Source organism: Granulicatella sp. 20925_1_45, assembly GCF_041433555.1.
Classification (GTDB): Bacteria; Bacillota; Bacilli; order Lactobacillales; family Aerococcaceae; genus Granulicatella.
The window spans coordinates 24,037-36,764 of record NZ_JAPWBR010000010.1 but is presented as its reverse complement, the minus strand read 5'-3'; the positions used below and the strand labels follow the sequence as shown (position 1 = coordinate 36,764).

Genomic DNA, 12,728 nt, shown 5'->3' with positions numbered 1-12,728 from the left:
GCAAAAGAAAAAGAGACAGAAATCTGCCTCTTTACTCTCTATTGATATAAATTCGAATAGTCTTTCAATCCACCAATACGGTTAAGCGGCCATACTGTAAATACGGCTTTTCCTTCAATGGCGGACTTATCAATAAATCCAATCATTCGACTATCTTTCGAAACGCCTCGATTGTCTCCCATGACAAAGTATTTACCTTCAGGAACCTTGTCCTCTCCAGTCAACTCTTTCAATGTAAAATCATCGATGAAGACTGTCTTCTTGTCGTTATTTGTGTTAATAAATGGTTGCTCCACTTCTTTTCCGTTAATATACAGAACTCCATTTTTCGCTTCAACCGTATCACCAGGCATTCCGATGACGCGTTTGATATATTCTTTATCTTCGTCTGGAGCTTTCAATACAACCACATCAAAACGGTTAATACCGCCAATTTTTGACATAATCATATGATCTCCATTATGAAGGGTTGGATACATCGATTGTCCACTAACTGTAAATGGACGACCTACAAAGAAGTAGAGAATCGCCATAATGATACTTGCAACAGCAATAGACCAAATCCAACTAAGAATTTCTTCTAGAATTTCTTCTAGAATCGGATGTTTTTTCTTAGGTTCATTCCCTTTATTCTTACGAGAGTTTAATCTCTCTTCGATAGAAGCTAGGGCCGAATTTTCCACTTGGTTATCTTCGTACATTCCCATCCTCCTTTGTTATTGTAAAGCTTTTACAGCAGCTTTGTATTGAGTATCGTTTGCTTTCAATGCATCCCGAATCGCACTCATTAATGCTGTACCAGTTTTTTCATCTACTTCGCCAGTTTCAGATAATCCTTTTGATTTTTGGAATTCTTTTACAGCTTCAGTAGTTTTACTATCAAAGTACCCATCTGCAGTAACATCGTATCCTAAACCTTTAAGGATTGTTTCAATTGTTTTCACATTGTCAGACACAGCGCCTTCTTTAACGACTTCACGCGTGTCGATAATCGTGATGTTGTAATAATCTGGCATTGAGACTTCTTCCGTTGGTTCAATACCTGTTTTATGAATCCATGTTTTGTTAGGTGTTAACCATTTTGCTATCGTGTATTTCAATTCAGCGTTATCGCCAACTTCAATTACAGATTGAACGGTCCCTTTACCATAAGTCTTCTTACCGATTAATTTTGCATCTGCAGACTCTTTCAAGGCTGCGGCCAAAATTTCAGAAGCAGAAGCACTACCTTCATTTACAAGTAATACGTATGGTTCAGTAATCTCGAACGTACCATAGTCTTTAGAAGCGTTGTATGACTTGATTTGTCCATCACGATTTTCAACATTAAGAATAGTCTTTCCATCATCAACGAACATATTCGCAATCATAATCGCTTGATCTAACAAACCACCAGGATTATAACGAACGTCGAAGATAAATTTCTTAACGCCTTTTTCGCGTAAATCTGTTACAGTTTTTTCAACTTCTTTTGCAGTGTTTTTAGCAAATGAGTTGATTTGAACGTGACCGATTGTCGCATCGGTTGAATCCACAGTTCCTTTAACCGTTTCAATAGCAATTTTAGCGCGAGTAATCTTTACTTCTAGCTCTTGTGTGCCACGTTGGATTGTTAAGGTTACATCTGTTCCGACTTCCCCACGGACCTTAGAAACAACATAAGAGATGCTCTTACCTTCCATGTCTTCACCATTCACTTTAAGAATAGCGTCATTTTCTTGAAGACCAATCTTTTGAGCAGGTGTTCCTTCACGAGTATTACTAATAATCACTCGGTTATTTTCAGAACGTAATTCCGCACCAATTCCTCCAAATGAACCTGTCATCGTTTCATCGATCGCAGCAGTTTCATCGTTTACTAAATAGTTCGTATATGGATCACCTGTAGCTTCTGCCATTCCTTTTAAGGCTCCGTTGATAATATCATCTTTGTTAATGTTTTTATCAACGTATCCAGAAACAAGTGTATCATATACAAGTTCTAATTTTGCCAAATCGTCATTTGTAAGAGTATCACTTGATTTTCCAGTGACATTGTTTGAATCATTCTTTGTTTCAGATTGAGCCACTTGATTTTGAGAAGTTCGAGCAGCATAGCTCGTTCCAAAATAAGTGAATACTCCTGTTAATAATACCGCTAAAAATAATATCCAAACGGAAACTTTTTTCGACTCAAGACCGTTTTGAACAGCGCCTTGAGGTTTTGGATTATTTCCCATTCGGGTTCCTTCTTTCTACTTCAAAATTTATGCACGTACAGTTTCTAACGCGATTTCCATCATATCGTTAAATGTTTGTTCACGTTCTTGTGCAGTTGTTTCTTCACCTGTTAATAGGTGGTCACTAATTGTAAGAATTGCTAATGCTTCTTTTTTGTGTTGAGCTGCCAAAGCATATAATCCTGCAGCTTCCATTTCCACACATAGCATTCCGTAATCCATTAATTTCTTCTTGTCTAATTCAGCGTTATAGAAACGGTCAGAAGACAATACATTCCCTACGTGAACGCCAACACCACGGTCTTTTGCTAAATGATACGCTTTATCTAATAAGTTAAAGCTTGCGATTGGAGCAAAAGTTACTTGGTTTTGGAAAATGTTGTTGAAAATGGATGAATCTGTTGTAGCTCCTTGTGCTAAAACGATATCACGAACTTTAACATCTTCTTGCATACCGCCGGCAGAACCGATACGGATGATGCGTTCTGCGCCAAATTCAGTGAATAATTCATTGGCATAAATCATAATAGATGGAATCCCCATCCCACTACCTTGAACAGATACACGTTGACCTTTATACAAACCAGTGTAACCAAACATGTTACGGACTGCATTGTATTGTTCTACTTCTGTTAAATAATGTTCAGCAATAAATTTTGCACGTAATGGATCTCCTGGCATTAAAACTGATTCAGCAACTTGGCCTTTTTTAGCATTAATATGAACACTCATTTTTTATTCTCCTTTTGTGGGAAACCCCGTTATTGATATATGTACTATTCTACTATAAAACACAAGTAATGGAAACTTAAAACCGCCTATTTAAGCCTTTCTTAACAACGAACGTACGTCAATTTCACAAAAAAAGTCCTAGAAAGTCTGTTTGACAAAAGATGTTTTGCCTTCTATAATGAGAGTTATCGAAAGGAGTGTGTTGCGATGAAAGCATCTACTTTAAGAAAAGAACGAAAAGCTCAATCCATAAAATCTGAAATTATTGGTGAAGTGTTAAATGCCGTAACGCATGGTATCGGTGTCGCTCTTGCGATTACTGCTCTTGTATTACTTTTAATGAAAGCCGTAGCGGTTAATAATACTACTCAAATTATCGCTTTTAGCGTCTATGGTGCATCGCTAATTCTTTTATTTTTAGCTTCTACACTCTATCACAGCTTTAAGTTCACAAAAGCGGCTAAGGTATTCCAGAGAATTGACCACTCGTCCATCTATCTCTTGATTGCGGGCACCTACACTCCGTTTTGCTTAATTGGAATTGGAGGCCAACAAGGATTAATCTTCTGTATTGCTATCTGGGTCTTCGCGATTGGGGGCGTCATCATTGAAGCCTTCTTCTTAGAGAAGTTCTCAAAAATATCTGTTTTTCTTTATTTAGCAATGGGCTGGGTATCCATTTTCACATTGAAACCTTTATATGAAAGCATGGGCTGGGGAGGCATTTTATACCTCTTCCTTGGTGGATTAAGTTACTCACTAGGAACAATTTTCTACAAGCGTAAATATCATAATTTCTATCATGTCGTTTGGCATCTCTTTGTACTAGCTGGAGCAATTTTTATGTTCCTAGCCGTTTTCAAATATTTATAATGATACGCAAAAAACATCTCTTAGATTGCTCTAAGAGATGTTTTTCGTTTGCTTTCAATTAGCATTGAATGTCATTTTTACATGAACCAGTTTCAACATATTCTTTTAAGTTTTCAAAACTTGTTTCAACCATGTTTAATACTGCTTCATCAGTGTAACTACCCATATGAGGTGTTAATAATACACGTGGGTACATTTCAACTAATTTGCGGATAGCAGGATTTGCGATTTCTTGACCACGTAAGTCTTTGAAGAACACTTCGCTTTCTCCTTCTAATACGTCTAAACCAACACCACGTAAGTGACCAGATTCTAAAGCTTCGATAATTGCATCGATATCTTGTAATTCACCACGAGCAGTGTTTACTAAGATAGCACCTGGTTTCATTTTGCTGATGAAGTCTTTAGTGATTACTTTTCCGTTAGCAGGAATGTATGGAGCGTGAATTGAAATCACGTCTGATTTCGCTAATAACTCATCTAAAGGTACTTGAGTACAGATGTGGTCAACGCCTTCTTTAGGGAAAGCATCGTAAGCTAATACGTTAGCGCCTAAACCTTTGAATAATGTCGCAGTTGTTAAACCGATACGTCCGATACCAACAACCCCAACAGTACAGTTACGGATTTCTTTAGCAAACATTTGAGTGTCTACAGTGAAATCTTGTTGGCTTGTTTTTGCTGCAGTATATGCAACGTTACGTAATAATGTCATTGCTAATGTTACAGCTAATTCACTAATTGCGTTTGGAGAATAGAAAGGAACGTACCCTAATTTCATTCCTAATGATTTTGCGTATTCAGCATCGATGTGGTTTACACCAACAGTACGAGTTAATACGTACTCTACTCCTAATTCTTTGTAGATATCTAAAGTTTCTTTGTTCGCCCAGCAGTTACCACGTAAGATAACAGCTTTGAAACCTTCTGCTTTGCGAGCAGTTTCTTCAGAATTTAAGTATTCTGGAATACAAGTTAATTCGTATCCAAATTTTTCGTTTACTTGTTCGAAAATTGGTAATTCAACTTCACGAACACCATATGCTAAAACTTTCATTTTAAATCCTCCATTTTATATAAATTGAAAAGTAGACCGAAATTCGATCTACTTTTTTTGGTTTAACCTACTCCTGGGAAAATAACAGATCCAACAACAATCCAGAAGACGATTGCGAATACTGCTAATACAGTTCCTAATAATGAAGCATTACTTGCAAGTGCTGCTTCTTTATCGTATTTGATAGCGTAAGCCACTGCAACTGTTGCTGGTGGTGTAGCTAACATAATAAGAATACCTTTTGAAGCTTCAGGAGCCATTGGTAAGAATGGGCTAACTGCGAAGATCACTGCAACGAATACTGCAGGAACTAAGATTAATTTAACAACGCTGTAGTACCAAACCATCTTATCTTTAACGGCTTCACCTAAAGAAATGTTTCCTAAAGTGATACCGATTGCTAACCATGCAAGTGGTGAGCTTAAGTCAGCTAAGTAAGTAATAGCTTTGAATAACCATGGAGCTGTCTTATCGATACGTAAGAAAGCGTACATAACTTCTTTAGTTTCTTCACCAACTTTTACTTGTACAGCAACTTGTGGTAATGAAGCTTGGAAAATCCAGATTAATAATCCTGCAAATGTTGCGATAACGATGATGTTACCGAAAATCATTTTTAAGTTTTTCTTCTCGAATTTTAATCCGCTCATACGAATTAAACCGTAAGAGTATAAGAATACACGGTAAGCTAGGTTAAAGATGTTCGCGTATAAAGTACCAGTCGCTCCTAACAATCCGTTAATGATTGGAATACCGAAGAAAGTTGTAGAACCGAAAGTTGTTAATACTGATAAAGTAGTTTTACGGTCACCTTTCTCCTTAATAAAGAATAATTCTCCTAAAAGAATTAAAATGACATAAGCGATAAAACCAAAAATAAATACGTTTAAACCAGTTGTGAATGTCTTGTCGTTAATGTCAACCATGAAGGCTTTGAACGCTAACGCAGGAATCGCAACTGAAAGTAAAACGTTAGATAAGACTTTACCACTGTTTGCATCAACAATATTTTTCTTACGGATGATGTAACCCACTAAGATAATTGAAATTGTTGAGAAGATAGCAGACACAAATGTTGGTGCTGTTAAGATCTTAACGATATTTTCCATTGGATAGATATCCCCTTTTCTTTTGTTTTATTTTTTTTGCATTTAAAATGCCATAAGATATGATACCACATTCTTTAAGAAATGTTTAACAATATCCCCTGTTTTCAAAAAATTTCATTTTTATTTTCATCAATCAAAAACGATTGGAAAACGTTATTTCCAAGAAACTTCCCTTGGTGAGTTAGAACGTACCCATCAGAAGTAGTTGTGAGCAATTCCTCTTCAATTAGTTCTTGAATAACTTCTCCGTAGATTTCATCCATAGAATTTCCAAATCTTTCCATAAATTCCTTCTTTGAAACACCTGAAAACTTTCTTAACCCTAAGAACATAAATTCCTCAATCATTTGTTTTTTTGTTAACAAAATCTCTGAAAAAATAGGCAATTTTTCATCTCTTAACGGAGTCAGATAATGTTGAATAGGTCCATTATTTTGGTAACGAACTCCATTCACATACCCATGAGCACCCGCACCAAAAGCAAAGTACTCATCCGCCTTCCAGTAATGGAGATTATGTCTTGATTCATATCCAGGAAGTGCATAATTACTAATCTCATAATGATGACGACCGAAATCCTCCATCGTCTTCATCGCCAGTTCAAACATATCAGCCTCTTCATCTTGACTCGGCAATGGAAGTTTCCCTTGTCTCATCAAATTGTAGAATACCGTCTTTTGTTCAAGAATTAATGAGTAAATGGAATAATGAGGCAGGTCTAGAGTCATCGCCATTTTTAAACTCTCTTCAAAATCTGAAATTGTCTGTTTTGGAAGCCTAAAAATCAAGTCGATACTCATATTCTCAAATCCGACTTGTCTTGCGTTCTCGATAGTACGAATTGCCGTTTCTTTTGTATGCTTACGACCAATGGCTTTCAGTAAATCGTTATTGAAGGTTTGGACTCCCATGCTGAGACGATTCACGCCGCCTTCCTTCATCACAGAGAGTAATTCAGGTGTACCGTCATCTGGGTTCAGTTCCATTGTGAACTCTGCACCATTTTGTAGTGGTAAATGTTGATGAATTCCATCTAACAATTGCTCCATTTGTTGCGGAGTTAATGAAGACGGTGTCCCTCCACCCACATATAATGTTTCCAGTGGAGCGATTTTATATTTTCTTCCAGTGAGTTCCATTTCACGAATCAATAATTCAATATACTCATCGACTGGTTGTCCTTCAATAAAGACTTTATTAAAATCGCAGTAATAACAAATATGCGAACAAAAAGGGATATGAATATATGCTGCTTTTGTAGACATTATTCAAATCCCTCCTTTCTAAAAAATGGCTCCTTCTTGAACCTTAATATCTTCATCATTTAAATAATCACGAATTGTCTCAATCGCGATTTGTAAAGCTTTTGTGCTCTCTTCAAGCGGTAGAGACGGTTTATCCGTCGTTTGCTCTGGAATAAACGGAATATGCATAAATCCTGCTTTAAAAGGCTTATCGGCCTTTGTTGCAGCAAATAACGCTTGATACATGATGTGATTACATACAAATGTCCCAGCAGAATTGGAAACTTCCACCGGAATTCCCGCTTCACGAATCGCTTTTACAATTCGTTTGATTGGTAAAGTTGTAAAGTACGCAGCTTCACCATCAAGTTGAATAACTTCATCAATTGGTTGTTGACAGCTATTGTCTGGAATTCTCGCATCATCGACATTAATTGCAATACGTTCCATTGTAATACCAGTTCTTCCCCCTGCTTGACCAACGCTCAATACTGCGTCTGGTTTGACATCATTAATGACTTCATTCAAACGCTTTGCTGATTCTTTGAATACAGTCGGTAATTCTAAACGAATGAGTTCTACTCCTTCAATTTCTGGGAGAGCCTTCACACATTCAATCGATGGATTAATTATTTCCCCTCCGAAAGGGTCAAATCCTGTCACAATAATTTTCATAATATCCCTCTATTTCGGTTTATTATTTCTTAACGCTTCAACCTTTATTGGATCTGGCGTAATATACGTGTTTTGCTGACCTTCGTAGACTACAAAACCTGGTTTGGCACCGTTTGGTTTACGAATTTTTGAAACTTGAACATAATCCACTGGAACTGTTCCAGAAAGACGATATTTCGAGTAGTATGCAGCAAGCATCGCGCCTTCACCAATCGTTTCTTCCGCTGGATCACTTGATTCAATAATCACGTGAGAACCTGGAATATTTTGCGCATGAAGCCATAAGTATTCTTTCTTCGCTTGGCGTAGAGTTAATTGATCGTTTTGTAAGTTGTTTCGTCCAACCAAGATTCGTGTGCCATCTGTTGCATAAAACACATGCGGTTTCGCGCCACCTTGTTTCTTAATACCTTTTTTTAAAGCAGAACGTTTTAAGTAGCCACTCTCAACAAGTTCTTCACGGATGGCTTCTAAGTTAAATACATCCGCTTCTTCGATTTGGTAAATAACACTTTCGAGGTAGTCCATTTCATTTTTCGTTGCTTCTTGTTGCTCGTGAATATGAGCGACTGCATTTCTTAGTTTTTGATACTTTTTAAAATACGCTTGCGCATTTTGAGAAGCTGTTAATAATGGATTTAACGGAATCGTCACTTCTTCATAGTCTTGATAGAAGTTTTGAACCGTTACACTACTTTCACCTTTTTCAATTTGGTGTTGATACGTATTAATTAAATCACCGTAAACACGATAATGATCTGCATTTTCAGTTCTGGCTAAATCTTCATCGAGTTTTACCATCTTCTCACGGTTCTTTCGAAGTTCAGATTTCAACATTTGCAATAGGTGTCCTGCTAATTGCTGAATCTTCTCTTCTTGAATCTTCTGTACATAGTATGCACTTAGTAATTCAGATAGACTCTCAAAGCTTTGGGATTCACCCGTCTTACTTAAATATGGAAATGGTAAGAAGTACGTCTTCCCATCCTCTGCCTTTGTAAGTGTAGGCTGAATTGCCGTATTGCCTTCTTCGAGATAGTGATGTAAGGCTTCTGCTAAGCTTTGACCCTCTCTTTCACTACGTTCCACAATTTCATGAGCGGATTGCTTACTAATCCCTTGAAAGACATTCATTAATGTTCTCTCTCCTGGTTCTCCAATAAATGGATGAAGTAAACTGTCTAATTCAAATAGCGAATAGTCAAAAGGATTCTTCTTCTGCGTTTGAGGTGGCATCACATAGCTTGCACCTGGTTGTAAGGTGCGATAACTGTTTTGACCAAGAGAGACACGTTTCACACAATCGATAATCGTGTTATCTTCTTGATTGACTAAAAACAAATTACTATGTCGTCCCATAATCTCGATTGTGAAACGATATCCAGCCTTATCCCCAAGTTCATCACGCGTTGAAACGTCCAACTGTAGAATACGGTCATTTTCTACTTGAGTGAATGATTGGATAATAGATCCTTCTAAATACTTACGAAGAATCATACAAAAGTTAGGAGCAACTTCTGGATTCTCTGGTTTCTCAGAAATAAATTGTACACGAGCCATCATTGGGTGTGCCGAACAAACAAGTAAGTAGTTCTTACGGTTGGCACGAATGGTGAATTGTACATCGTATGGTAATGGTTGATGAATCTTTGTAATACGTCCTCCAACTAATTGAGGCGCCACTTCGTCCATCATCCATTTGGTGAAAATACCATCAAATGTCATGAACTCACTCCTTTCTTTTTACTGTTAAAAATTATAGCGCTGCTAAACGAGCGATTTCGATAATTACTTGTGTTGCTTTTTCCATTGATTCCACAGCAACATATTCATAGCGTCCATGCATGTTTTCGCCACCAGCAAAAATATTTGGAGTTGGTAATCCCATGAATGAAATCTTAGAACCATCTGTACCACCACGAATTGGTTTAATAATTGGTACGATGTCTAAGTTTTCTAACGCTTGTTTTGCCACATCTACACAACGGAAATCTTTTTCAATGATTTCAGCCATGTTGTAGTACTCGTCGTGTAAATCAACAGTAATACGGTCTGTATCTAATTCTTTATTCATACGAGTCGCAATGCGTAGCATCATGTCTTTTTTCGCATTGAATAATTCACGGCTGTGGTCACGTAAGATGTACACTAATTTAGCTTCTTCCACAACACCTTCCGCTGCTACTAAGTGGTAGAATCCTTCACGTCCTGTTGTGTGTTCAGGAACTTCGAACTCTGGAAGTGCGTTTTGGAACTTACGAGCTAATTCAAGTGCACTTACCATTGTATCTTTAGCAGTTCCCGGGTGAACGTTCTTTCCTTGAATACGAACTGTAGCGCGGCAAGCGTTGAAGCTTTCATATTCTAATTCACCAACTGGTCCACCATCCATTGTATAAGCAAAATCACATGCAAATTGTTCCACATCGAATAAATCAGCACCGCGTCCGATTTCTTCGTCTGGACCAAATGCTACACGAATTTTTCCGTGTTTAATTTCTGGATGTTGTAATAAATAAGCACCTGCTGTAACGATTTCTGTCACACCAGATTTGTCGTCAGCACCTAATAATGTTTTACCATTTGTTGTGATTAATGTTTGTCCAACATAGTTCTTTAAGTTCGGGAAGTCTTTAGGGTCTAATACGAATTTTCCTTCTTCGTCTAGGACAATTGCTTCACCGTTATAGTTTTCATGGATTTGAGGTTGAATATTTCTAGCTTCAAAGTCCGCTGTATCCACGTGAGCAATGAATCCAATCGTTGGCACTTCATGGTCAACATTTGATGGGATTGTTGCTGTTAGGAAGCTGTTTTTAGGATTTAAATAAACTTCTTGGAATCCTAATTCATTTAATTCTTGCTCTAAATCTTTTAAAAACGCTGTTTGAGAAGGCGTTGTTGGGACTGTTTGACTTGTTTCGTCAGATCTTGTTTCTTTCTTTACGTAACGAATAAAACGTTCTGTTAATTCTTTATGCATTTTCTTCACCTGCTTTATAAAATTCAAATGGATCTGTAAAAGTTTCACTTTCAATCACTGTTACATCCCAATTGTTTTCTTCTTTCCATTCACGAGCCCATTTGGCTAATTGTTTTCGACATACAACCTCAATATGATGACCAGCATCCACTAGGAATAATGAAGTTTCTTGAATATCATGGGCTGTATGGTAGAAAATATCACCTGTTACAAAGGCATCCGCTCCGTTTCTGAGCGCATCCATGTAATAATTTCCGCCTGAGCCACCCATTACAGCGACTCTTGAAATGAGGCCTTCTGGGTTCACACGAGATGGAACATAACGTAAGCCTTTTAGGTTAAATCGCTCAGTAACAAAAGCGATAAATTCATCCCCAGTCATTGCTTTTGGAAGATTTCCAACGCGACCAAATCCTAAAGTCTTTCCAGAATTCTTCAATGAGAAAACGTCGATTGCTGGCTCTTCATAAGGATGTGCTTCTCTTAAGGCGCGTAAAACATCACTTAACACCTCTTCAGAGCATACAACTTCTAGTTTGACTTCTTCTACAAATTCTGGTTTATTTAACGATCCGATTGCAGGCTTCGCCCCTTCGACGGGTGTAAATTGTCCTACGCCAGAACTTTGGAACGCACAGTCTTTATAGTTGTCACCGATAGTTCCAGCTCCCGCTTCAAACATCGCTTCTAAAACTTTATCAGCATCATTTTTAGAGACAAAAGTAATCACCTTGACAGATGGAATTGTAGTTGTTGGAGACATCACTGTTACATCAGATAATAGCAATTCATCTGCCAACCAATCATTCACACCGCCTTCAACGACATCAAGGTTGGTATGTGCAGCGTACACCGCAATATCATGCTTCAGAATTTGTTGGAACATTTTATTTTGCGGAACGGTTAAATCAAATAACGCAACTGGCCTAAAAATTGGTGGATGATGCGCGATAATTAAATCAACGTTTTTAGAAATGGCTTCTTCGATGACACTTGGACGAATATCGAGCGTCGTCATAATCACTTTAACTTCTTGATTCCAATCTCCAAAATGAAGTCCAATGGGATCTTTTGGAACCGAAAGACTCTTTGGCACTCGTTTTTCAAAACGACTTACCACATCTCTAACTGTTGGCACGATCAATCACTCCTTGCAATTCATTAAACGCTTTTTCAAACTGCTCAATTTTTTCATGTTGAGGCGTCTTACTCTTTTGTAATTGTTCCAAAATCTCTTTGTTCTTACGGTTTGTTCGTTTCCATTTTGCAACACATAATTCAGATGGTTGTTTCAATAAAACCGGACCGTATTTTAATTCTAGTTCTGTGTATTCTACACGTTCATTTACTGGTTCAGCGACAATAATTTCATATAGGCGATGGTTATCTTCAACGACCGTCTCATGAGTAATACGATATGAATGCTTCATTAACCATTCACGTACAAAATGCTCCGCAACGTTTGGTTGAAGAATGAGACGTTCTTTGCCGTTTAAATGACCGCCAGTGTATCCAGCTTCTAGGATTCGAGAAATGAGCTCTCCGCCCATCCCACAAATCGTAACAGCAGTAATCTCATCTTCTTTTGAAAGAATTTGCAATCCGTCCCCAAAGCGAACTTCAATGCGGTCTTCCATTCGATAATCACGAACTGTTTGCTTCGCTGATAAGAACGGTCCTTCAACTACTTCACCCGCAATCGCTGAAGTAATCTGATTATTTTGAATTAAATACACTGGTAAATACGCATGGTCACTACCAACATCGCATACCTTTGAACCGTTTGGAACAAAACTAGCAACACGAGTTAATCGTTCTCCTAATTCAATCATTTTA

Annotated in this window: 12 protein-coding genes; 1 reads left to right on the top strand and 11 read right to left on the bottom strand. The window is 37.6% G+C overall.

What is annotated here, in order from left to right; genetic code table 11:
* Positions 1 to 38 precede the first annotated feature (38 nt).
* The 3 genes from lepB to deoD are packed head-to-tail and all read right to left on the bottom strand — an operon-like array spanning position 39 to position 2,951.
* Entirely contained in the window at positions 39 to 701 is a 663-nt protein-coding gene (gene lepB / locus O3798_RS04625; RefSeq protein ID WP_371444906.1) for a signal peptidase I, read from the bottom strand.
* Positions 702 to 716: 15 nt separating this feature from the next.
* Entirely contained in the window at positions 717 to 2,219 is a 1,503-nt protein-coding gene (locus O3798_RS04620) for a S41 family peptidase (RefSeq protein WP_371463644.1), read from the bottom strand.
* A 27-nt stretch (positions 2,220 to 2,246) separates the two neighbouring features.
* Positions 2,247 to 2,951 (bottom strand): purine-nucleoside phosphorylase, encoded by a 705-nt coding sequence (deoD, locus tag O3798_RS04615; protein WP_371463643.1) that lies wholly within the window; start codon positions 2,949 to 2,951, stop codon positions 2,247 to 2,249.
* Between the two features lie 207 nt (positions 2,952 to 3,158).
* Between deoD and O3798_RS04610 the strand changes: the two genes are divergently transcribed.
* Entirely contained in the window at positions 3,159 to 3,824 is a 666-nt protein-coding gene (locus O3798_RS04610; RefSeq protein ID WP_371463641.1) for a hemolysin III family protein, read from the top strand.
* Between the two features lie 58 nt (positions 3,825 to 3,882).
* On the opposite strand, the gene O3798_RS04605 is transcribed toward O3798_RS04610, so the two are convergent.
* The 8 genes from O3798_RS04605 to O3798_RS04570 all read right to left on the bottom strand — a co-directional run bounded on the left by O3798_RS04605 (position 3,883) and on the right by O3798_RS04570 (position 12,724).
* Entirely contained in the window at positions 3,883 to 4,881 is a 999-nt protein-coding gene (locus O3798_RS04605) for a 2-hydroxyacid dehydrogenase (RefSeq protein WP_371463639.1), read from the bottom strand.
* Positions 4,882 to 4,943: 62 nt separating this feature from the next.
* Entirely contained in the window at positions 4,944 to 5,990 is a 1,047-nt protein-coding gene (locus tag O3798_RS04600; RefSeq protein ID WP_048781916.1) for an AEC family transporter, read from the bottom strand.
* A gap of 104 nt (positions 5,991 to 6,094) precedes the next feature.
* The gene (hemW, locus tag O3798_RS04595) at positions 6,095 to 7,255 is read right to left on the bottom strand and encodes a radical SAM family heme chaperone HemW (protein WP_371463637.1); all 1,161 of its coding nucleotides are present in this window, start codon (positions 7,253 to 7,255) and stop codon (positions 6,095 to 6,097) included.
* A gap of 18 nt (positions 7,256 to 7,273) precedes the next feature.
* Positions 7,274 to 7,909: a pyroglutamyl-peptidase I gene (gene pcp, locus O3798_RS04590; protein ID WP_371463635.1), complete on the bottom strand. Its 636-nt coding sequence runs from the start codon at positions 7,907 to 7,909 to the stop codon at positions 7,274 to 7,276.
* Between the two features lie 9 nt (positions 7,910 to 7,918).
* Positions 7,919 to 9,634 (bottom strand): NFACT family protein, encoded by a 1,716-nt coding sequence (locus O3798_RS04585; RefSeq protein WP_371463633.1) that lies wholly within the window; start codon positions 9,632 to 9,634, stop codon positions 7,919 to 7,921.
* 31 nt (positions 9,635 to 9,665) lie between these two features.
* Positions 9,666 to 10,892, bottom strand: coding sequence for a peptidase T (gene pepT / locus O3798_RS04580; protein WP_048781911.1), 1,227 nt, complete (start codon positions 10,890 to 10,892; stop codon positions 9,666 to 9,668).
* Positions 10,885 to 12,030, bottom strand: a complete 1,146-nt coding sequence (locus O3798_RS04575) for a Nif3-like dinuclear metal center hexameric protein (protein WP_371463631.1) — start codon at positions 12,028 to 12,030, stop codon at positions 10,885 to 10,887. The genes pepT and O3798_RS04575 overlap by 8 nt, the downstream gene beginning before the upstream one ends.
* Positions 12,017 to 12,724: a tRNA (adenine(22)-N(1))-methyltransferase TrmK gene (locus O3798_RS04570; protein WP_048781907.1), complete on the bottom strand. Its 708-nt coding sequence runs from the start codon at positions 12,722 to 12,724 to the stop codon at positions 12,017 to 12,019. Before O3798_RS04570 ends, O3798_RS04575 begins: the two co-directional genes overlap by 14 nt.
* Positions 12,725 to 12,728: the final 4 nt, after the last annotated feature.